Annotated in this window: 20 protein-coding genes, 1 tRNA gene and 1 pseudogene; 19 read left to right on the forward strand and 3 right to left on the reverse strand. The window is 61.7% G+C overall.

Features of this window, described 5'->3' with window-relative positions; translation table 11 throughout:
* Positions 1-36: 36 nt before the first annotated feature.
* Positions 37-834, reverse strand: a pseudogene (locus ACL2XG_RS02570) (tyrosine-type recombinase/integrase); the annotation flags it as partial.
* Positions 835-1,033: 199 nt separating this feature from the next.
* Positions 1,034-1,109, reverse strand: a tRNA-Asn gene (locus ACL2XG_RS02575).
* A gap of 406 nt (positions 1,110-1,515) precedes the next feature.
* Here ACL2XG_RS02575 and nifH point away from each other — a divergent pair.
* The 16 genes from nifH to nifM all read left to right on the forward strand — a co-directional run bounded on the left by nifH (position 1,516) and on the right by nifM (position 17,352).
* A complete protein-coding gene (gene nifH / locus ACL2XG_RS02580; RefSeq protein ID WP_410014893.1) occupies positions 1,516-2,400 on the forward strand; it encodes a nitrogenase iron protein in 885 nt (294 codons plus the stop codon).
* Between the two features lie 75 nt (positions 2,401-2,475).
* The gene (nifD, locus tag ACL2XG_RS02585; protein ID WP_410014894.1) at positions 2,476-3,924 is read left to right on the forward strand and encodes a nitrogenase molybdenum-iron protein alpha chain; all 1,449 of its coding nucleotides are present in this window, start codon (positions 2,476-2,478) and stop codon (positions 3,922-3,924) included.
* A 62-nt stretch (positions 3,925-3,986) separates the two neighbouring features.
* The gene (gene nifK / locus ACL2XG_RS02590; protein WP_410014895.1) at positions 3,987-5,558 is read left to right on the forward strand and encodes a nitrogenase molybdenum-iron protein subunit beta; all 1,572 of its coding nucleotides are present in this window, start codon (positions 3,987-3,989) and stop codon (positions 5,556-5,558) included.
* Positions 5,559-5,606: 48 nt separating this feature from the next.
* Positions 5,607-5,822, forward strand: coding sequence for a putative nitrogen fixation protein NifT (gene nifT, locus ACL2XG_RS02595; RefSeq protein WP_410014896.1), 216 nt, complete (start codon positions 5,607-5,609; stop codon positions 5,820-5,822).
* 24 nt (positions 5,823-5,846) lie between these two features.
* Positions 5,847-6,524 carry a NifB/NifX family molybdenum-iron cluster-binding protein gene (locus ACL2XG_RS02600; protein WP_413722952.1) on the forward strand — a complete coding sequence of 226 codons (678 nt, stop codon included), beginning with the start codon at positions 5,847-5,849 and terminating at the stop codon, positions 6,522-6,524.
* 254 nt (positions 6,525-6,778) lie between these two features.
* On the forward strand, positions 6,779-8,395 hold the full coding sequence (locus ACL2XG_RS02605) for a carboxylesterase/lipase family protein (RefSeq protein ID WP_413722951.1): 1,617 nt from the start codon (positions 6,779-6,781) through the stop codon (positions 8,393-8,395).
* 163 nt (positions 8,396-8,558) lie between these two features.
* Entirely contained in the window at positions 8,559-9,941 is a 1,383-nt protein-coding gene (gene nifE, locus ACL2XG_RS02610; RefSeq protein WP_413722950.1) for a nitrogenase iron-molybdenum cofactor biosynthesis protein NifE, read from the forward strand.
* 10 nt (positions 9,942-9,951) lie between these two features.
* On the forward strand, positions 9,952-11,331 hold the full coding sequence (gene nifN / locus ACL2XG_RS02615; protein WP_413722949.1) for a nitrogenase iron-molybdenum cofactor biosynthesis protein NifN: 1,380 nt from the start codon (positions 9,952-9,954) through the stop codon (positions 11,329-11,331).
* The gene (locus ACL2XG_RS02620) at positions 11,328-11,783 is read left to right on the forward strand and encodes a NifB/NifX family molybdenum-iron cluster-binding protein (protein WP_410014901.1); all 456 of its coding nucleotides are present in this window, start codon (positions 11,328-11,330) and stop codon (positions 11,781-11,783) included. The genes nifN and ACL2XG_RS02620 overlap by 4 nt, the downstream gene beginning before the upstream one ends.
* 170 nt (positions 11,784-11,953) lie before the next feature.
* A complete protein-coding gene (locus tag ACL2XG_RS02625; protein WP_413722948.1) occupies positions 11,954-12,274 on the forward strand; it encodes a hypothetical protein in 321 nt (106 codons plus the stop codon).
* A gap of 68 nt (positions 12,275-12,342) precedes the next feature.
* Positions 12,343-13,215, forward strand: coding sequence for a Fe-S cluster assembly protein NifU (nifU, locus tag ACL2XG_RS02630; RefSeq protein WP_410014903.1), 873 nt, complete (start codon positions 12,343-12,345; stop codon positions 13,213-13,215).
* A 9-nt stretch (positions 13,216-13,224) separates the two neighbouring features.
* Positions 13,225-14,433 (forward strand): cysteine desulfurase NifS, encoded by a 1,209-nt coding sequence (gene nifS, locus ACL2XG_RS02635; RefSeq protein WP_410014904.1) that lies wholly within the window; start codon positions 13,225-13,227, stop codon positions 14,431-14,433.
* Between the two features lie 18 nt (positions 14,434-14,451).
* The gene (nifV, locus tag ACL2XG_RS02640; protein WP_413722947.1) at positions 14,452-15,612 is read left to right on the forward strand and encodes a homocitrate synthase; all 1,161 of its coding nucleotides are present in this window, start codon (positions 14,452-14,454) and stop codon (positions 15,610-15,612) included.
* 1 nt (position 15,613) lies between these two features.
* On the forward strand, positions 15,614-15,973 hold the full coding sequence (locus ACL2XG_RS02645) for a nitrogenase-stabilizing/protective protein NifW (protein WP_410014906.1): 360 nt from the start codon (positions 15,614-15,616) through the stop codon (positions 15,971-15,973).
* A complete protein-coding gene (locus tag ACL2XG_RS02650) occupies positions 15,970-16,413 on the forward strand; it encodes a nitrogen fixation protein NifZ (protein ID WP_410014907.1) in 444 nt (147 codons plus the stop codon). The genes ACL2XG_RS02645 and ACL2XG_RS02650 overlap by 4 nt, the downstream gene beginning before the upstream one ends.
* An 81-nt stretch (positions 16,414-16,494) precedes the next feature.
* A complete protein-coding gene (gene nifM / locus ACL2XG_RS02655; RefSeq protein WP_413722946.1) occupies positions 16,495-17,352 on the forward strand; it encodes a nitrogen fixation protein NifM in 858 nt (285 codons plus the stop codon).
* Positions 17,353-17,421: 69 nt separating this feature from the next.
* Here nifM and ACL2XG_RS02660 read toward each other — a convergent pair whose 3' ends face one another.
* Positions 17,422-18,324 (reverse strand): LysR substrate-binding domain-containing protein, encoded by a 903-nt coding sequence (locus ACL2XG_RS02660; RefSeq protein ID WP_413722945.1) that lies wholly within the window; start codon positions 18,322-18,324, stop codon positions 17,422-17,424.
* A 106-nt stretch (positions 18,325-18,430) separates the two neighbouring features.
* On the opposite strand from ACL2XG_RS02660, the gene ACL2XG_RS02665 reads away from it, so the two are divergent.
* From ACL2XG_RS02665 to ACL2XG_RS02675, 3 genes are all read left to right on the forward strand, one after another.
* The gene (locus tag ACL2XG_RS02665; protein ID WP_413722944.1) at positions 18,431-19,090 is read left to right on the forward strand and encodes an O-methyltransferase; all 660 of its coding nucleotides are present in this window, start codon (positions 18,431-18,433) and stop codon (positions 19,088-19,090) included.
* A 70-nt stretch (positions 19,091-19,160) separates the two neighbouring features.
* The gene (locus ACL2XG_RS02670; protein ID WP_410014912.1) at positions 19,161-19,784 is read left to right on the forward strand and encodes a pyridoxamine 5'-phosphate oxidase family protein; all 624 of its coding nucleotides are present in this window, start codon (positions 19,161-19,163) and stop codon (positions 19,782-19,784) included.
* A 149-nt stretch (positions 19,785-19,933) separates the two neighbouring features.
* Positions 19,934-20,254: a PTS sugar transporter subunit IIB gene (locus tag ACL2XG_RS02675; RefSeq protein ID WP_413722943.1), complete on the forward strand. Its 321-nt coding sequence runs from the start codon at positions 19,934-19,936 to the stop codon at positions 20,252-20,254.

Here is a 20,254-nt window from a genome sequence, read left to right on the forward strand (position 1 = left end):
CCGTGCTGTTGAACTCTATGTCAAATATGGGAGAAAAGCTTCGCGGGTGGCGGGAATGGTCCAGATTCGGTTTCTGAAATCAATCTCTGACCATCGGGCAAAACGCAGTTCACTGGAGCGGATAAACAGATGCAGTGTCAGCAGAACAGCCAGATGGGTTAATTCCCGTCCCTGCTGATAGTCATCAATGCGTTCCATCAGTTCCGGCAGGCGATCCAGCTGCAGGGCGGGATAGTGGCGCTTGATGGGCGGAGCAGTTAGGCCGTCCAGACTCGCTCCTGGGTTGTTTTCGATTAGTCCCTGATGCATGGCATAGCGCATGACGTTACACAGGTGCTGCCGCGTGCGGGACGCGACTTCCAGCAGATCTTTCGCCTCGATATCTTTCAGCAGATCGATGAAATGACGGGGTTTCAGTTCTGTTACCGGCAGATGACCAATTACCGGAAAGATATGATTTCTCATGCTGGCAAGCAGGCGGTCTGCGGTATTCTGCGACCACTTCTTATTATTTTTATGCCAGCCCAGTGCCGCGGTCTCAAAGACTTTTTCCGGCGAGCGGGCGGCCCTTTCGGCGATACGTTGCTGAGCGGGGTTAATGTTTTGCGCCAGCAACTTGCGGATACCGTCGCGTTGCTGCCGTGCGCCAGACAGAGATACATCGGGATAAGCACCTAAACCAAGGCGGGATTCTTTACCGTTGATACGGTACTTGAGATACCAGAGACGTGAACCGCCTGGATTGATCAAAAGATACAAACCGTGTGAATCGGAGATTTTGAAAGGTTTATCAGAGGGCTTGAGACTGCGGATTTTCGAGTCGTTGAGAGACATTTGGGGGTCACTCCGTCATCGAACCAACATGACCCCAAATCTGACCACTAAATTCTCCCGATGCAGAGGGAAAACTGAAAATGCACCGGGAAGATTTTTCACGTTAACCTATCGCCTCAAAATTATATAGGGATTCGCGCCATTGCATGAAAAACAAAAAGCCCGCTTCAGTTCCCTGAAGCGGGCTTTTCTAAAATCTTGGCTCCTCTGACTGGACTCGAACCAGTGACATACGGATTAACAGTCCGCCGTTCTACCGACTGAACTACAGAGGAATCGCGAGAACGGGGCGAATACTAAAGGCGCCGGCCCGTTTTGTCAAAGTTCTTTTCAGCATTTCCCTCCGGATGGCCAGGAGATCGCCAGTTTGCTGATAATCCGCACAATTTTCGCTGATTCGCGGCAGCTTATCCGCTCGTTTATCGCGTGGGCGGCAAGAGGCGGGGCGTGTTTGTTCCCTTTAATGACGAAATGGCGAAGCCAACCTGGCGCGCGGCCGGCCGTTGTGCGCACCGGCTGTGTCTGCTTTATGACAAAAGGTTTGAACTTTGTTCATAACCCGGTGGCGATAAATCTTCTCATTAAAAAAATATTCTGCAATTTCATGGAGTTGAAATATGACGGCTTCTGGTACGTTCCCTGCTTAATAGAAAGGGTCAACCGACTAACAGGAGAATGCACATGGCTATCCGTCAATGCGCCATTTATGGCAAAGGTGGCATAGGTAAATCCACTACGACACAAAATCTCGTTGCCGCTCTGGCCGAGATTGGCAAAAAGGTGATGATTATCGGCTGCGATCCCAAAGCGGATTCCACCCGTCTGATCCTGCATGCCAAAGCACAGAACACCATTATGGAACTGGCCGCCGAAGTCGGCTCGGTAGAAGATCTGGAGCTGGAAGACGTTTTGCAAATCGGTTATCGCGGCGTGCGCTGCGCCGAATCAGGCGGCCCTGAGCCGGGCGTCGGCTGCGCCGGCCGCGGCGTTATCACCGCCATTAACTTCCTGGAGGAAGAGGGCGCGTACGAGGAAGATCTGGATTTTGTGTTTTACGATGTGCTGGGCGACGTGGTCTGCGGCGGGTTCGCCATGCCGATCCGCGAAAACAAGGCGCAGGAAATCTATATCGTCTGCTCCGGCGAAATGATGGCGATGTACGCCGCCAACAATATCTGCAAAGGCATCGTCAAATACGCCAAGTCCGGCAAGGTGCGCCTCGGCGGCCTGATCTGCAACTCGCGCCAGACCGATCGCGAAGACGAGCTGATCATGGCGCTGGCGGACAAGCTCGGTACGCAAATGATCCACTTCGTGCCGCGCCATAACATCGTGCAGCGGGCTGAAATCCGCCGTATGACGGTCATCGAATACGATCCAACCTGCGGCCAGGCCGAAGAGTACCGCACGCTTGCCCGCAAAATCGTCGACAACAAAAAAATGATAGTGCCCACCCCGGTCACCATGGACGAGCTGGAAGCACTGTTGATGGAATTTGGCATCATGGATGTGGAAGACGAAACCATCATCGGCAAAACCGCGGCGGAAGAAGCGCAGTCAGCCTGATCCGGCCGCGCGGGGCCCTGAGCCGGCAACGGCTGGCTTAGGTCACTATCCCATTTATTATGTAAGGACATCGCCATGACCGATATAACCGGCGAACAAACGCTGGCGCTGATTCAGGAAGTTCTGGAAGTCTTTCCTGAAAAAGCCCGCAAAGAGCGTGCCAAGCACTATATGCTGAGCGATCCGGAAATGGAAAGCGTTGGCAAATGCATTACTTCCAACCGTAAATCCCAGCCCGGCGTGATGACGGTGCGCGGCTGCGCCTACGCCGGCTCGAAAGGGGTGGTGTTCGGACCTATCAAGGACATGGCCCATATCTCCCATGGCCCCATCGGCTGCGGCCAGTATTCCCGCGCCGGCCGTCGCAACTACTATACCGGCGTCAGCGGCGTCAACGCCTTCGGCACCCTGAACTTTACCTCGGATTTTCAGGAAAAGGACATTGTGTTCGGCGGCGACAAAAAGCTGACCAAACTGATTGAAGAAATGGAAACCCTGTTCCCGTTGACCAAAGGCATCTCCATCCAGTCCGAGTGCCCGGTGGGCCTTATCGGCGACGATATCGAGGCGGTGGCGCGGGAAATGCAGAAAAAACTCGATAAACCGATCGTGCCGGTGCGGTGCGAAGGGTTCCGCGGGGTATCCCAGTCGCTGGGTCATCATATCGCCAACGACGTGGTGCGCGACTGGATTTTATCCAACCGCGATGACGAAGCGTTTGAAACCACCCCTTACGATATCGCCATTATCGGCGACTACAATATCGGCGGCGACGCCTGGGCCTCCAGGATCCTGCTGGAAGAAATCGGCCTGCGCGTGGTGGCGCAATGGTCCGGCGACGGCACCCTGGTGGAAATGGAAAATACCCCCAAGGTGAAGCTAAACCTGGTGCACTGCTATCGCTCCATGAACTACATCTCGCGCCATATGGAAGAAAAATACGGCATTCCCTGGATGGAATATAACTTCTTCGGCCCGACAAAGATTGCCGAGTCCCTGCGCAAAATCGCCGCGCTGTTCGACGAGACCATTCAGGCCAATACCGAGGCGGTGATCGCCAAATACCAGGCCCAGACCGACGCCATTATCGCTAAATTCCGCCCCAGGCTTACGGGCAAGCGCGTGCTGCTGTATCTCGGCGGCCTGCGCCCGCGCCATGTGATCGGCGCGTATGAGGATTTGGGGATGGAAATCATCGGCAGCGGCTATGAATTCGCCCATAACGATGACTATGACCGCACGTTGCCGGACCTGAAAAAAGGGACGCTGTTGTTCGATGATGCCAGCAGTTACGAGCTGGAGGAAATCATCAAGGCGCTGAAACCGGATCTTATCGGCTCCGGCATCAAGGAAAAATACATCTTCCAGAAAATGGGTTTCCCGTTCCGCCAGATGCATTCCTGGGATTATTCCGGCCCTTATCACGGTTACGACGGTTTCGCCGTCTTCGCCCGCGATATGGACATGACCCTGAATAACCCGAGCTGGACCCAGTTGACCGCGCCCTGGCTGAAAACCGCCTGAGATTGTTTGCCTGAAGCCTGAACCCGTCAGTTCACAGATTTGTGGCGCGGGAGGAGAGAATCATGAGTCAGAGTGTAGAAAAAACCAAGGCCTGCTATCCGCTGTTCGAGCAAGCGGAATACCAGGCGCTGTTTACCAGCAAACGCGAGCTGGAAGAGGCCCACGGCGCAGCCCGGGTCAAGGAAGTCTTCGAGTGGACCACCACCCGGGAATACCAGGAGCTGAATTTTAAGCGCGAGGCGCTGACCATCGACCCCGCCAAGGCCTGCCAGCCGCTGGGCGCGGTGCTTTGTTCGCTCGGTTTCGCCAATACGCTGCCCTATGTGCACGGCTCGCAAGGCTGCGTGGCGTATTTCCGTACCTATTTCAACCGCCATTTTAAGGAACCCGTGGCCTGCGTGTCGGATTCGATGACCGAGGACGCGGCGGTGTTCGGCGGCAATAACAACCTGAACAACGGCCTGCAGAACGCCCATGCGCTGTATAAGCCGCAGGCTATCGCCGTCTCCACCACCTGCATGGCGGAGGTGATCGGCGACGACCTGAGCGCCTTTATCGCCAATGCCAAGAAAGACGGTTTTATCGACCCCGCGGTGCCGGTGCCTTATGCCCATACCCCGAGCTTTATCGGCAGCCATATCACCGGCTGGGATAATATGTTCGAGGGGTTTGCCCGCGAATATACCGATAAAACCGACGCCCGGGATTACCAGCCCGGCCGTAACGGCAAAATCAACCTGGTGACCGGTTTTGAAACCTATCTCGGCAATTTCCGGGTGCTGAAACGCATGATGGAGCAGATGGGCGTTGGCTACAGCCTGCTGTCCGATCCCTCCGAAGTGCTGGACACCCCGGCGGACGGTGAATACCGCATGTATGCCGGCGGCACTACCCAGGACGAAATGCGCGACGCGCCGAACGCCATCGATACCCTGCTGCTGCAACCCTGGCACCTGCTGAAAACCAAAAAAATGGTGCAGGAGAACTGGCAGCAGCCGGCCACGCCGGTGGATGTGCCGCTGGGACTTGAAGCCACCGACCGGCTGCTGATGACCGTAAGCCAGCTGACCGGCAAGCCGATTCCGGACGCCCTGACGCTTGAGCGCGGCCGGCTGGTGGATATGATGCTCGATTCCCATACCTGGATCCACGGTAAAAGCTACGGCCTGTACGGTGATCCGGATTTTGTCATGGGCATGACCAAGTTCCTGCTGGAACTGGGCTGCGAACCGACGGTGATCCTGTGCCATAACGCCAATAAACGCTGGCAGAAAGAGCTGAAGAAGGTGCTGGCCGCGTCGCCTTACGGCCAGGAAAGCGAGGTGTATATCAACTGCGATCTGTGGCATTTCCGTTCGCTGATGTTTACCCGCAAACCGGATTTTATGATTGGCAATTCCTACGGCAAGTTTATCCAGCGCGATACCCTGGCCTTGGGCGAGCAGTTTGAAGTGCCGTTGATCCGCATCGGCTTCCCGATTTTCGACCGGCATCATCTGCATCGTATCGCCACCTGGGGCTACGAGGGCGCCATGACGGTATTGACCACCCTGGTCAACGCCACCCTGGAAAAACTGGACCGCGACACCATGAAAATCGGCAAGACCGATTATAACTTCGACCTGATCCGCTGACCGACCGGCCCAGGCGCGTCCTGGGCCGCCCTACGGGAGAAAGCCGCTATGCCGAGTGTGTTATTCAGTGAAAAAGGCGCCGACCTGTACTGCTATATCGCCAAACAGGATTTGGAGGCGCGGGTCGTGCGCATTGAATTTGACGATGCCGCCTGCTGGGGCGGCATGTTCGAGCTGGAGGGCGGCAAGTCGTATTACATCTTTCCACAGCCGGGGAAACCGCCGTTCCCGGTGCGTTTACGCGCCAGTAAAAATGCCGGATAACCCCATGGCCACAGGAGCCTACCGATGAATGTCGCAACCGACGATCCTTTATTCTGGCGTCTGTTCGCCCTGGCGCAGACCCTGCCGCAGTTGCCCCCACGGGAGATGATCCTCTGGCTGGAGAAGGCGTCCGGCCAGCCGTTGACGCCGGCGCGGTTGGCCCGGCTGAGCCTTGATCAACTGGCGCGGGGGTTTCCCGCCGGCGCCGGCCAGCCGACGGTGGCGCTGTGGCAACAGGTGATGTCCTGCCTGGCCGGGGAACTGCCGCAGCATCTGACTACCCAGCCGGAGAGGGCGGAGCCGTTGCAATTACGCGCCGCCTTCGCCTCCGGCGACGGTCTGGCGATCGACGGCCATTTCGGCCAGGCCAAGCTGTTTTTTATCTATGCTTTTGACGATCGGGGGCCTTACCTGCAACAGGTCAGGCGTTATCGCGACGATCCCGACGCGCTGGAGGAAGGCAACGAAGCGCGGGCGCGCATGTTAAGCGATTGTCATCTGCTGTTTTGCGAGGCGATAGGCGGCCCGGCCGCCGCTCGCGTGATCCGCAATAATATCCATCCCATCAAGATTAAGCCGCCGATGACCATTGAACAGCAATTACAGGCGTTGCGCGCCATGCTGGCGGGGCGTATCCCGCCCTGGCTGGCGAAACGCCTGGGAAAAACCCACCCTCTTGCGCAGCACCAGTTTTCGCTGTGACGTCCCGCGGGCTTGCCCCGGGGGTATAACAGGGGCGCGCGGGGCGCGGCGGGCTCGCCGCCGCCCTGGCCAATCCCGTCGTCAGTCCGTTTAGGCGCCCCTGTGGGCGCCGTTTTTTTTTATCCTGACGAAAGTAGGGTGAAAAGCGGCCATCCTTTAACGCCGCGGCTAATATAGTCAGGGGATGGGCGATTCAGCGCTGACGACGGTGATGGGCTGTTGTTCATGGTATCTGGCGATTAAGAGGCTAAGGGATGGTCGGTAAAAAAAGTAACGGCGCGTTTATCTGGCGGCGCGTCTGGCTGGCGTTGTTAGGGGGGATGCTGTGCGGCTGCATGGACATGCCGGGGAAAGTGCCCCAAATCGTCAACGATCACGCCGCATCCGCAAGGATTGTTGCTACCGCGGACGGCCCGGTGCGGGGTGTCGTCTCTGCGCGCGGGCAAGCCTTCCTGGGGGTTCCGTTCGCGGCGCCGCCCGTGGGGGAACTGCGCTTCGCACCGCCGGCGCCGGCGATCCCCTGGCGCGGGGTGCGAAGCGCCGATCGCATCGGGCCGGCGTGTCCGCAGCCCGCCTTGCCGGTGGCCGGCAATAGCGCCGAGGATTGCCTGACGCTGAATATCTACGCGCCGCATAATGCCGGCAAGGGCGGGGTTTTCCCGGTGATGGTATGGATTTATGGCGGCGCGCTCGAACTGGGCTCCAACGGGCAATATGACCCCAGCGTACTGGCGGAACGGCAGGGCGTGATCGTCGTCGCGCCCAACTATCGCACCGGCGCGCTGGGCTTCCTGGCGCATCCGGCGTTGCGGGGCCCGGGGGAGGGAAATTATGGCGTGCTGGATCAGCAGGCCGCGCTGCGCTGGGTAAAGCGTAATATCGCCGCGTTCGGCGGCGATGCGGACAACGTCACTCTGTTCGGTGAATCCGCCGGGGCGCTCAGCACCTGCGTTCATCTCCTGTCGCCCGGATCGCGGGGGCTGTTCCAGCGGGCGATCCTGCAAAGCGACAGCTGCGCGCAGCCGGACACGTCATTACCGCGCGCGGAGGCGGAAGCCGGCGGGCTGGTAATGGCGCGCGATCTGGGCTGCGGCGATGAGCGGACCGCGCTGGCGTGTTTGCGTCGCGTGCCGGCGAAAAAGCTTTACCAGGCGACCAGCCATCGGCGCGGCAATAGCGGCAGGGACGGCTGGGCGCCGATGACGGGAGGGGATGTGCTGCCTGAGCCGCCCTACCAGGCGTTTGCGGCGGGCAAGGGCGCACCGGTGCCGGTGCTGATGGGCAGCAACCGCGACGAAGGGCGGCTGTTCGCCAATTTCAAGGCGTTTACCTTTGCCATGAGTCACCGCCGGGGGTATGAAGACGCCGTCGCGCGCGCTTTGCCCGGCGATATCGCCCCCGTGCTGAAGACGTATGCGGACGTCGCCGCCCGGTCGTACTATCAGGCTTTCGCCGATATTGTCACGGACTCGCACTTCGCCTGTCCGATCCTGACGATGCACCGGCTGCTGGGCGGACGGGCGGCCTTCTACGCCTACGAGTTCGACGATCCCCACGCGCCGATGTCATTGCCGCGCGCGCCGTTTACCCCGGCCATGGGAGCCTATCATGCCGCGGAAATCGCCTATGTTTTCCAGCGGCCCTGGGCGCTGGCCGATCCGCGTGACTTCGATGCCCGGCAGCAGGACCTGGCCGCGCGTATTCAGCAGGCGTGGGGGACCTTCGCCCATACCGGCCAGCCCGCGGCTATGCCGGCCTGGCCGGTGTTCGACGGCGCGCGGCCCTATGCGCTTGCCGTACAGCATACCGGTTTTGTGGAGGACTTCGCCCTCAGGCATCGCTGTGCATTCTGGAACGCCAGGGGCTACTGAGGGCAGCTTATGTCGCCGGGCAGGTATTCCCCTGTCAGGCCGGTTGTCTGTTTTGTCGCGTTCACGACAATAAAAATTCTTTTCAAAACAGCGGGTAGCCGCTGGCCCGTGATTTGCAAACCAAAGTCTTAGCAAGACTATTGCCGGTTACGGAGAGAACCTGATGAAAAATACTGATATCGCCGCCCTGTTCGTGGAGCCTGCCTGCGAGCATAACGGCAAGCATAAAACCGGGTGCAAACCGCCCAAGCCGGGATCCACCGCGGGCGGCTGCGCCTTTGACGGCGCGCAGATTACCCTGCTGCCGGTGGCGGACGTGGCGCATCTGGTGCACGGGCCGATTGGCTGCGCCGGCAGTTCCTGGGATAACCGGGGCAGCCGCAGCTCGGGACCGGCCCTTAACCGGCTGGGTTTTACCACCGATTTAAGCGAGCAGGATGTGATCATGGGACGCGGCGAGCGCCGGCTGTTCCACGCCGTGAAGCATATCGCCGAGCGCTACCACCCCGCGGCGGTCTTTATCTATAACACCTGCGTGCCGGCCATGGAGGGCGACGATATCGAGGCGGTGTGCCGCTCGGCCTCGGCGGCGGCCGGCATTCCGGTCGTGGCCGTCGACGCCGCCGGTTTTTACGGCAGCAAAAACCTGGGCAACCGCATCGCGGGCGATGTGATGCTGCGCCAGGTCGTAGGGCAACGCGAGCCCGCGCCCTGGCCGGCGGATTATCCGGTGCCCGCGGCGCGCGGCCATAACATCTGCCTTATCGGCGAATACAATATCGCCGGCGAGTTCTGGCAGGTGCTGCCGCTGCTTGATGAGCTGGGCGTGCGCGTCCTGTGCACGCTTTCCGGCGACGCGCGTTTCGCTGAAATCCAGACCATGCACCGCGCCGAGGCCAATATGCTGGTCTGCTCCCGCGCCCTGATTAACGTTGCGCGCAGGCTGGAGGAGCGGTACGACACGCCCTGGTTCGAGGGCAGCTTTTACGGCATGCGTGAAATGTCGGCCTCGCTGCGCCAACTGGCGCAGCTGCTCGACGATCCGGATCTCACCGCGCGCACCGAGCTGCTAATCGCGCGCGAGGAGGCGGCGACCCAGCTGCGCCTTGAGCCCTGGCGCGACCGGCTGCGCGGCAAGCGGGTGTTGCTGTACACGGGCGGCGTGAAGTCCTGGTCGGTGGTCTCGGCGCTGCAGGACCTGGGGCTGGACGTGGTGGCCACCGGCACGCGCAAATCCACCGAGGAGGACAAGGCGCGCATCCGCGCCCTGATGGGGGAGGACGCGCTGATGCTTGACGAGGGCAACCCGCGCCTGCTGCTGGATACCGCCTATCGTTTCCGCGCCGACATGATGATCGCCGGCGGCAGGAATATGTATACCGCCTATAAAGCCCGGCTGCCGTTCCTGGATATCAACCAGGAGCGCGAAGAGGCCTTCGCCGGCTACGGCGGCATGGTTAACCTGGCCGAGGCGGTGTGCCGCACGCTGGAAAGCCCGGTCTGGACGCAGGTTAACCAGCCGGCGCCCTGGCAGATAAAAGCCTGAGGAGAAGATCATGACGCACGTTGTCCGTTCGGTAAAACCGCTGGCCACCAGCCCGATCAAGAGCGGTCAGCCGCTGGGCGCCATCCTGGCCGCCATGGGGCTGGAAAGCTGTATCCCGCTGGTGCACGGCGCCCAGGGCTGCAGCGCTTTCGCCAAAGTGTTTTTTATCCAGCATTTCCACGAGCCGGTGCCGCTGCAATCCACCGCCATGGAGCCGATCACCACCATCATGGGCGCCGACGACAATATTTTTACCGCACTGGAGACCTTGTGCGAGCGCAATGCGCCGCGCATTATCGTCCTGCTCAGCACCGGCCTGTCGGAAGCGCAGGGCAGCGATTTGGGGCGGGCGGTGGCGCTGTTTCGCGCAAGCCATCCCAAGCACCGGCAGGTCGGCATCCTGACCGTCAGCACGCCGGATTTTTACGGCTCGATGGAAAACGGCTATGCCGCGCTGCTGGAAAGCGTGGTGCAGCAGTGGGTGCCCGCTGAACCCGCGGCCGGAATCCGCGGTAAACGGGTGAATATTTTTCTGAGCCATATGTTTACCCCGGGCGATCAGGAACTGATCCGCAGCTATGTCGAGGCTTTCGGCCTGCAGCCGGTGATCCTGCCCGACCTGACGCAGTCCATGGACGGACATCTGGCGGCGGGCGATTACAGCTCGCTGACCCAGGGCGGCACGCCGCTGCGCCTGATGGAACAGTTGGGACAAAGCGTCGCCACCTTTGTGATCGGCGTTTCGCTCACCCGCGTGGCCGCGCTGATTGAGCCGCGCGGACGCGGCATCTGCGTGCGTTTGCCGCATCTGATGACGCTTGCGCATATGGATGCGTTTATCGGACAACTGCACCAGATTTCCGGTCGCGAGGTGCCGGCCTGGATAGAGCGGCAGCGCGGGCAGATGCTGGACGCGATGATCGATTGCCACGGCGAGCTGCAGGGCGGGCGCATGGCGGTGGCCGCCGAGGCGGATTTGCTGCGCGGCTGGTGCGATTTCGCCGTCAGCCAGGGCATGAGCGTGGTGAACGCGGTGGCGCCGGTCAACCAGCCCGGGCTGGCCGCGCTGCCGGTGGAAAAAGTCATCATCGGCGATCTGGAGGATTTGGCGGATCTGCTGGCCGAGACCCCCGCCGACATGATTTTTGCCAACTCCCACGCAGCCTCCCTGGCTGAGCGCCTGGACATGCCGCTGGTGCGCACCGGTTTCCCCCTCTACGACCGCCTGGGCGAATTTCGCCGCACCCGGCAGGGGTATGCCGGCATCCGCGACACCCTGTTCGAACTGGGCAACCTGATGCGCCATCGCCATCATCATCAGCCGGTGTACCACTCGCCGCTGAAACAGCAATTTCCTGCCGTCTCACTTGCACAGGACGCCGGCGTATGAACAACTTCCAGCGCAATCTTACGGTGACCACCGCCTCCGACTGGGCGCTGCGGGTCGCGTTCGCCAGCACCGACCTGCACCAGGTCAACCAGCATTTCGGCTCGACGCCCCGGCTGGCGATTTACGGCGTCAAACCCGATCGGGTGACGCTGCTGCAGGTCACGGATTTTATCGTCCAGCCCGGACATGACCTGGATAAGCTGGGCTGTCGTATCGCGGCGCTGGAGGGTTGCCTCTCGCTGTACTGCGTGGCGGTGGGCGAAAGCGTGTTCCGGCAGCTGCTGCGCGTCGGGGTACGGGCGGTGAGCGTGCCCGCCGCCACCTCCATCGTCCATCTGCTGACGGAAATCCAGCAAAACTGGGATGCGCCGACGGTACAGCGCCATCAGGAAAAACGCGATCCCAGGCGCTTCGAGCGTTTCCGGCAGGAGAGCCGCTGGGAGGAAGAGTAGCGCGGGAACAGCGCTGATTTGTGTCAATTCCCTGACAAAACCGACAACCAACCCCGACATGTTCGGGGTTTTTAGTGCGCCGCGCGGCGCTATCTTATTGAAATAACGATAAAGATGTGACTGGCATCACATTTGCTCATGATTAAGTACCCCCCACGCGGAGCGACATCATGATTCAGATTGAAGCGGAAGCCCTGCAACAGCTGCTTTTATTGCGCCGGCAATTGACCGCGCCCTGTGCCGGCCTGCGCCTTTGGCTTGAGGGCGATGCCTGCCAGGGCTGGCGGGTTTCCCTGGAGTGGAGCGCGGCGCAGCGGGAGGAGGAGTATCGCGTCGAGTATCAGGGATTGGTGCTGCTGGCGGCCGTTACGCACTGGCCCTATCTGCAGGGCGCGACGCTCGCGGCGGGCGCCCGGGACGGCGAGCCGGGACTCTGGATAGATCTTCAGGCGTCGGCCTGCCAGTGCGACCACCAGACCTGCGCATCATAACCGGCATTCAGCTAAGGCATTCACCCGGGGTATCGCCAAGCATCGCCCCGTGAACTGGAGAAAAATGTATGTGGAATTATTCAGAAAAAGTTAAAGATCATTTTTTTCATCCGCGCAATGCCAAAGTCGTCGAGCAGGCGAACGCCATAGGCGACGTCGGTTCGCTGAGCTGCGGCGACGCCCTGCGCCTGATGCTTCGCGTCGACCCCGAGACGGAAATTATCGAGGAGGCGGGTTTCCAGACCTTCGGCTGCGGCAGCGCCATCGCCTCTTCCTCGGCCCTGACCGAACTGATTATCGGCCGCACCCTGACGGACGCGGCGCAGCTGACCAATAAGCAGATTGCCGATTACCTCGACGGCCTGCCGCCGGAAAAAATGCACTGCTCGGTGATGGGGCAGGAAGCGCTGCGCGCCGCCATCGCCCAGTTCAGGGGCGAGGCGCCGGACGCCGATCACGAAGAAGGCGCGCTTATCTGCAAGTGTTTCGGCGTCGACGAAGGCCATATCCGTCGCGCGGTGCTGGAAAACGGCCTCACCACCCTTGAGGATGTGATCAACTACACCAAGGCCGGCGGCGGCTGTACCTCCTGCCATGAAAAAATCGAGCAGACCCTCGAGCAGATATTGAGCGCCAGGCCGGCAGTGGCGCAGGCCGTAGGCAAGCCCGCGCCGCAGCCGCAGCCCCGCGATGAAAACTGGCTGGCGGTGGAAGAGGTCATCGCCGGCCTGCGTCCGCACATCCAGGCCGACGGCGGCGATATGCGCCTGCTGAGCGTGAACGATAAACAGGTGACCGTCTCGCTGTCCGGCAGTTGCAGCGGTTGCATGATGACCGATATGACCCTGGCCTGGCTGCAGCAGAAGCTTATCGAACGCCTGGGCCGGTTTATGCACGTGGTGGCCGACCCGGCCACGGTCTCCACCAGCGAAGTTGAATGAGGTAAGCCGATGAAAGCTGTTTATCTGGATAATAACGCCACGACACGTCTGGACCCGATGGTCCTGGAAGCGATGATGCCGTTTCTCAGCGAACACTACGGCAATCCATCGTCGATTCATGATTTCGGCCAGCCCGCGGGCATTGCGCTGGCCAAGGCGCGGGAACAGGTGGCGAGCCTTTTGGGCGCGCGCCACGACAGTGAAATCATTTTTACCTCCTGCGCCACCGAGGCCACGTCCACCGCCATCCTGTCGGCGGTGGCGGCCTACCCTGAACGGCGGGAAATCATTACCAGCATTGTGGAACATCCCGCGACGCTTGCGGTATGCGAATACCTGGAACGGCAGGGCTACCTGATCCACCGCCTGCCGGTGGACGGCGAGGGCGCGCTGGATATGGCCGCCTACCGGGCGGCGCTCAGCGACCGCGTGGCGCTGGTTACCCTGATGTGGGCCAATAACGAAACCGGCGTGGTGTATCCGGTGGCGGCCATGGCCGAGCTTGCCCATGAACAAGGAATACTGTTCCATTGCGACGCGGTGCAGGCGGTGGGTAAATTGCCGGTGGCCGTCGGCGCGAGCGCCATTGATATGCTGTCCTGCTCCGGCCATAAATTTCATGGTCCCAAGGGGATCGGCTGCCTCTATCTGCGCCGCGGCACCCGGTTCCGGCCGTTGCTGCGCGGCGGCCACCAGGAGCGCGGGCGGCGCGCCGGCACCGAGAACATTGCCGGCATTGTCGGCATGGGCGCGGCGGCGGCGCTGGCGGATATCCATTTGCCGATGATGGACAGCGAGATTGCCCGCATGCGCGATCGTCTGCAAGACGGCATTCTCGGCGCCGTCGGCCATACCCTGGTGATGGGCGGCGGGCAGCCGCGCACGCCGAACACGGTCAATATCGCCTTCGAATATATCGAGGGCGAGGCCATCCTGCTGTTGCTAAACCATGTCGGCATCGCCGCCTCCAGCGGCAGCGCCTGTACGTCCGGTTCCCTGGAGCCGTCCCATGTGATGCGCGCCATGGGCATTCCGTATACCGCCGCCCACGGCACCATCCGTTTTTCGCTATCCCGCTATACCCGCGAAAAAGAGATTGAGTATGTCATTGAGCAATTGCCGCCGATCATAGCCCAATTGCGCGCCTTATCACCGTACTGGCAGGGCGATCGTCCGCTGGCGGTGGAAAACGCCGCCTTTGCGCCGACCTATGGTTAACCCGGGGGAGCCAGGCCGATGACCGCTATCGTGATTAACGACACTACGCTGCGCGACGGCGAACAAAGCCCCGGCGTGGCGTTCAGCGCCGGGGAAAAGGTCGCCATCGCCCGCGCCCTGGCCGGGGCCGGGGCGGGCGAGCTGGAGGTCGGCACGCCGGCGATGGGCGATGAAGAATGCCGGCGCATCGCGCTGGTGCGCCGGGCGCTGCCGCGGCAGACCTTGATGTCCTGGTGCCGGTTGAACCGCCATGATATCCGGCTGTCGGCGGACCTGGGGCTGGACTGGGTGGATATATCGCTGCCGGCGTCCGGGCCGATGCGTGCTTACAAGCTGCATATGGGCTGGCCGCAGCTGGCGCGGGAGCTGTCCGGCCATATTGCCTACGCGCGAACTTTGGGGCTGCGGGTCAGCGTCGGCTGCGAGGACGCCTCGCGCGCCAGCGACGAGGAACTGCGTCAGATAGCCCTGGTGGCCGGCGACGCCGGCGCGCTGCGGCTGCGCTTTGCCGACACGCTGGGCGTGCTCGATCCCTTCGTGACCTTTGAACGCATCACAGCGTTACGCTGTCACTGGCACGGCGAAACCGAAATGCATGCCCATAACGACCTGGGGCTGGCGACCGCCAACACCCTGGCGGCGGTGCGGGCCGGGGCGACCCATGTCAATACCACGGTCTCAGGGCTGGGCGAGCGCGCGGGCAACGCCGCGCTTGAAAGCGTGGCGATGGCGCTGGAGGCCTGCCTGCAGGTCGACACCGGTATCCGGCTCGACCATCTGCCCGGCTTATGCGCGCAGGTGGCGCAGGCGGCGCGGCGCCCGATCGACCCCCAGCAACCGCTGGTGGGGGAACAGGTGTTTACCCATGAATCGGGTATCCACGTGGCCGGGTTGCTGAAAAATCCCGCCTGCTATCAAAGCATCGATCCGGCCCGGCTGGGGCGCGGCCACCGCCTGGTGCTGGGCAAGCATTCAGGGCGGCACGCGGTCGAGCGTATCTACGGCGAGCTGGGATACCGGCTTACCGGCGGCCAGGTGGAGCAACTGCTGCACGCTTTGCGCGCGCGCGCCGAGGAGTGGAAGCAGATTCCAAGCGACGAGCGGCTGCGCGATCTTTACAGCGAATTATTCGCTTTGCCCGGACCGAACTTCGGTTTGGCCCGTTGCGCGGGAGGCTAGAATGGAGTGGTTTAGCACATTACCCGGCGTTGATGAGCTGGAATCCGCCGAGGCGTTTTTCGCTTATTTCGAGCTGCCCTGCGACCCGGCGGTGATCCGCGCGAAACGCCTGCATATCATGCATGATTTCCACCAGCGCCTGGCGGGGGTGATAAGCCTGCCGCTGGCCGATCTGCCGCCGGGCGACGCCGGTGAACTGCGCAGAAACAAGGCGTACTGGTCGCTGGCCAGGAGCCTGCTGAACGACAGCTACCGGCACTTTCTGCAAGGCGAGGTGGCGGCGCAGTCGGGGCTATCGGTGTATCAACGCCACAAACGCTGTTTTATCCCCTGGAGCGGATTAATGGAGGTGCATCCTTGAAACCGACCTATGATTTTGGCGATCGGGTACGGGTTATCCGATCGCTGCGCAATGACGGCACCTTTCCCGGCAAGGCCCGGGGCGAAAAGCTGGTCCGCAAGGGCAGTATCGGCTACGTGCGGGAATGGGGCACGTTTTTACAGGATGAGATTATCTATCAGGTGCATTTCGTCGCGGAGGACTGCATCGTGGGCTGTCGCGAGCATGAGCTGATTTCAGGCTCGGCCCCCTGGATTGCCGGGCAATTCCAGTTCGGCGACTGGGTGAGCGCCGCGCTGCCGCTGGCGATTAACGGCGATCCGGTGGTGACGGAGGGCCAGGTGGGCCAGATTATGGATGAAATCCGCGATGTCCAGCCCATGGCCTATGTGGTGCTGTTCGAAGGCAGGTTGTTCCGGGTGCCGGAGGTGGCGCTGACCCCCCGGGTCTGCGAAAGCTGAGCCAGGCTCCTGGCGGCGCCACGGCGCCACGGCGGCACAGGACACGCCGCGGGCAAACGCATCAACCCACAGGAAACCCTAATGGAAACATGGCAGGTATTTTCCCGCTTAAAGCTGGCGCTGGCATTGTATCAAACGCCGCCGTGGCTATTAACCGCCGATCGGCTGACGGAGTTCGAGCCGCGTTATGTCCGCCAGCTGCGGCTTGAAAGCCGGGTGGTGGACCTGGCCGGGGCGCTTGGGCTGCGCGCCACGGAAAACGATATCCGCGCGGCGGTGGCCGAGCTCGATCAGCGCCTGGCCGATGCCGCGCTGCAGCCGCGGCAATTGGCGGCCATAGGGCTGGACGCCAGGGGCCTCTATGAGGCCATGACCCATGAAGTCCTGCTGGACAAGGTCCTTGAACACGTGGCGCAACAGGCCCCGGCGCCTTCGGCGGCGGACGTGGCGCAGTGGTACGCCGCCCATCGGGACAACTTTATGCGTCCGGAGCAGCGCGCATGCAGTCATATACTGCTGACGGTGGATGAAGAGCAGCCGGGTTGCCAGCCGGACCAGGCGGCGCGGCGCATCGCCATCCTGCACCGGCGCCTGCGCCGCGACGCGCGCGACTTCGCCGTGCTGGCGCAGCGTCATTCGCAATGTCCCACCGCCCTTGACGGCGGCAACCTGGGCTGGGTCAGCCGCGGCCTGTTGTATGCTTCCCTTGATGAAACCCTGTTTGCCCTGCCGGCGCGGCATATCAGTGACGTTGTCACAAGCCCCATGGGGCTGCATATCCTTTACTGCCGGGATATCCGCCCGGCCGCGCCGATACCGCAGGACGAGGCCATGAATGCCGTTGAAACCCGGCTCCGCGCCAAAGCGCGTCAGGCTTACCAGCGCCAGTGGCTGGAAACGCTGGCGCGGGACGGCCAGCCGCCGGCGGCGGCGCGCTAAGCCGGCAGGCGGGCCGCCGCTGGCGGGCAACCAGAGCATCGCCGACAAGGCAGTATGCGCGGCACGGCGTTATGGCTGTGTCGCCTCCGGCGGTCTGGATCGCGCGCCTGCGACATACTCCCGCGCTGCGGTTTCCAGCCACCGGCAAAAAATGTCGGCCTTGCTGTTTTGCTTTTGGCGACGCAGGGCCACGTAGCCAAGACCGCTGTCGATAAAGCCGAAGGGGGCGATCAGTCGTCCCGCCGCCACATCTTCCGCCACCAGCGGCCAGGGGGATATCGATACGCCCAGCCCCGCGATAGCCGCTTCCAGCATAAAATAAAAATGCTCGAACTCGGCCGCGCCTTCACCGGCTGCGGCGATGCCCGAGCGCGCGCTCCAGTCAGACCAGGCGTTGCGCCGGGAAACCGTGTGCAACAGCGCCGCCGGCCATGGCTTTCCGGCGGCAAGCCGGATTGACGGCGCATGGACCGGGCCGAATTTCTCGCTGAACAAAGGGATGACGTCGACGCCCGGCGGCCAGGGCCCGCGGCCCACCCTGATCGCCACGTCGACATTATCCCGGATGGGATCCGCCGAGGTGCCCGCCGAGTTCAGGCGTACCTCGACCCGGGGATGATGCGCGTTAAAGTGATGCAGGCGCGGTATCAGCCAGCGCATGGTAAAGGTGCCGGGACATGAAACGTCAAGCGTGCCCTCATCGGTATCCGCAATCTGCTGCACGGCCAAATCCACCTGATCAAAGGCGCAGGTCAAGGCCGGCAACAGCCGGTATCCCGCCTCCGTCAGCGTCGGCGCATGTTTCGGGCCGGCGAACAGGGCGACGCCAAGCCAGTTTTCCAGCTGTTTAACCTGCCTGCTGACGGCGCCGTGCGTGACGCACAGCTCCTCAGCCGCCAATTTCATCAGGCCCAGCCGCCCGGCCGCTTCAAAGGCCTTGAGCGCGTTCAGTGAGGGGATGCGGCGTCTCATGGTGATTTTTTCTCACTTAGCTTGTCAGCAAAAGTCGATTAACAGCCATCTAATCAGGAAGTAGGGTGGTATGCAAAAGAAAGGTGCAATGACAACAGGAGGCCGTATGCAACAACAAATGTGCCAGGCAGTGGATGATTATCTTAACCGCCTGCTGGTCCCGGAAGATCCGATCCTGCGGCGGGTCGCGGCGGCAAACCGCCGGGCGGGCCTGCCGCCCCATGATGTCGCCCCTAACCAGGGCAAACTGCTGTTTATATTTGCCCGCATGGTCAGGGCGCGGCGGATTCTTGAAATCGGCACGCTGGGCGGGTACAGCACCCTTTGGCTGGCAAGGGCGCTGCCTGAGGACGGCGAGCTGATAACGCTGGAATGCCAGGAAAAACATGCGGCCGTCGCGCGCGACAATCTCAAGCGCGCCGGCCTTGGCGCACGGGTCAGCCTGCGGGTGGGGCCGGCGCTGGCGACGCTTGCGGCCTGGGATGACATGGCCCCTTTCGACCTGATTTTTATCGACGCCGATAAGGTGAATAATACGGCTTACCTGGATTGGTCGCTGCGTCTGTCCCATCCCGGCACGGTCATTATCGCCGATAATGTGATCCGCGGCGGCGCCATACTGGACAACGCCAGCCAGGATGCGAGCGTGATCGGCGTGCGGCGCTTTTTTGCCGCCTTGTCTGCTAATATCAAGCTGACGTCGACAGCCCTGCAAACCGTGGGATGCAAAGGATGGGACGGGTTTTCCCTCTCCATCGTCAATTAAGCCGTCAGGGTCCCGGGCCAGGTATGGATGACGCTTTTACCGCTGCGCCCGCATCCCGCAGGAGAAACCTATGCCACAAGATGACTTTCGCCTCACCACGGCTGCACAGCTGGAGGCGATATACGGCGCGGTAGCGCCCCCCTCGATTGTCAAGGAAACGGATTATCTTCATCCGGCCTACCGGCCGTTTATCGAAGCCGCGCCGTTCGCGGTGCTGGCAACGGCGGGCGGCAGCGGCCTGGATGCGTCGCCGCGCGGCGATCCGGCCGGATTTGTTCATATCGAGGACAGCCGCACGCTGCTCTTGCCCGACCGGCGCGGCAATAACCGCATCGATAGCCTCAGGAACATCGTCGAGGACCCGCGCGTCGCGTTATTATTCCTGATCCCGGGCATCGGCGAAACGCTGCGGGTCAACGGCACGGCCGACATCAGCGTTGAACCGGCGCTGCTGGCGCGTTTCGCCATGGCGGGCAACCCGCCGCGCACGGTGCTGCGCATCAGGGTGCAAAGCGTGTTCTTCCAATGCAGCCGCGCCGTTATCCGCGCGCGCCTGTGGGATCCCGCCACGCAAATCGCGCGCGACAGGCTGCCCAGCGCGGGGGCGGTGCTGAAAGCGATTTCCAACGCCGGCATTGATGGCGACGCCTACGACCAGGCCTTGCCGGACCGGCTGAAAAAGACGCTTTACTGAATCAGCCGCACACGGGACGTAGCGGCCGACACGCCGCCCGGCGGGCGTTGATCCGGGATTAACCCGAAGTGTAATTCGGGATATGAGGCACAATTTTTCCCGGTCGCCGGTGCATACTAGGCTTAACCTCATAAAGACAAGGGTTAAGCATGAAAAAAATCCTCTTATGCTGCGTTTCCGGCACCTCCTCGTCGGTGCTGGCCCGCAGGATGCAGGCGCTGGCCGCGGCCAAGGGCCTTGCTGTCCAGGTCAGCTTTGTCGATCTGGAGCATATCGGCGATACCTGCGCCGACTACGACTGCCTGCTGCTGGGGCCGCATATTCAGTACAAACTGAATGAAATCGTCGGCATCTACAACTCGCCGTCCAAGCCCGTCGCCATTATCCGCAGCATTGACTACGGCATGATGGACGTGGAGAAAATCCTGCACGACGCCCTGGTGATGCTGGACGAGTCGACCCCGGCGTAG

Origin of the sequence: Sodalis sp. RH24, from assembly GCF_047324145.1 — a bacterium.
In the GTDB taxonomy this organism is placed as follows: domain Bacteria; phylum Pseudomonadota; class Gammaproteobacteria; order Enterobacterales; family Enterobacteriaceae; genus Acerihabitans.

Bases quoted from the DNA above. Each gene is read 5' to 3' on its own strand.
- nifS (WP_410014904.1), top strand. From the start codon at position 13,225: ATGAAAGCTGTTTATCTGGATAATAACGCCACGACACGTCTGGACCCG.
- ACL2XG_RS02620 (WP_410014901.1), top strand. From the start codon at position 11,328: ATGAACAACTTCCAGCGCAATCTTACGGTGACCACCGCCTCCGACTGG.
- ACL2XG_RS02625 (WP_413722948.1), top strand. From the start codon at position 11,954: ATGATTCAGATTGAAGCGGAAGCCCTGCAACAGCTGCTTTTATTGCGC.
- ACL2XG_RS02605 (WP_413722951.1), top strand. From the start codon at position 6,779: ATGGTCGGTAAAAAAAGTAACGGCGCGTTTATCTGGCGGCGCGTCTGG.
- nifK (WP_410014895.1), top strand. From the start codon at position 3,987: ATGAGTCAGAGTGTAGAAAAAACCAAGGCCTGCTATCCGCTGTTCGAG.
- ACL2XG_RS02660 (WP_413722945.1), bottom strand. From the start codon at position 18,324: ATGAGACGCCGCATCCCCTCACTGAACGCGCTCAAGGCCTTTGAAGCG.
- ACL2XG_RS02645 (WP_410014906.1), top strand. From the start codon at position 15,614: ATGGAGTGGTTTAGCACATTACCCGGCGTTGATGAGCTGGAATCCGCC.
- ACL2XG_RS02675 (WP_413722943.1), top strand. From the start codon at position 19,934: ATGAAAAAAATCCTCTTATGCTGCGTTTCCGGCACCTCCTCGTCGGTG.
- nifU (WP_410014903.1), top strand. From the start codon at position 12,343: ATGTGGAATTATTCAGAAAAAGTTAAAGATCATTTTTTTCATCCGCGC.
- nifN (WP_413722949.1), top strand. From the start codon at position 9,952: ATGACGCACGTTGTCCGTTCGGTAAAACCGCTGGCCACCAGCCCGATC.
- ACL2XG_RS02665 (WP_413722944.1), top strand. From the start codon at position 18,431: ATGCAACAACAAATGTGCCAGGCAGTGGATGATTATCTTAACCGCCTG.
- nifM (WP_413722946.1), top strand. From the start codon at position 16,495: ATGGAAACATGGCAGGTATTTTCCCGCTTAAAGCTGGCGCTGGCATTG.
- nifV (WP_413722947.1), top strand. From the start codon at position 14,452: ATGACCGCTATCGTGATTAACGACACTACGCTGCGCGACGGCGAACAA.
- ACL2XG_RS02670 (WP_410014912.1), top strand. From the start codon at position 19,161: ATGCCACAAGATGACTTTCGCCTCACCACGGCTGCACAGCTGGAGGCG.
- nifH (WP_410014893.1), top strand. From the start codon at position 1,516: ATGGCTATCCGTCAATGCGCCATTTATGGCAAAGGTGGCATAGGTAAA.
- nifD (WP_410014894.1), top strand. From the start codon at position 2,476: ATGACCGATATAACCGGCGAACAAACGCTGGCGCTGATTCAGGAAGTT.
- nifT (WP_410014896.1), top strand. From the start codon at position 5,607: ATGCCGAGTGTGTTATTCAGTGAAAAAGGCGCCGACCTGTACTGCTAT.
- ACL2XG_RS02600 (WP_413722952.1), top strand. From the start codon at position 5,847: ATGAATGTCGCAACCGACGATCCTTTATTCTGGCGTCTGTTCGCCCTG.
- nifE (WP_413722950.1), top strand. From the start codon at position 8,559: ATGAAAAATACTGATATCGCCGCCCTGTTCGTGGAGCCTGCCTGCGAG.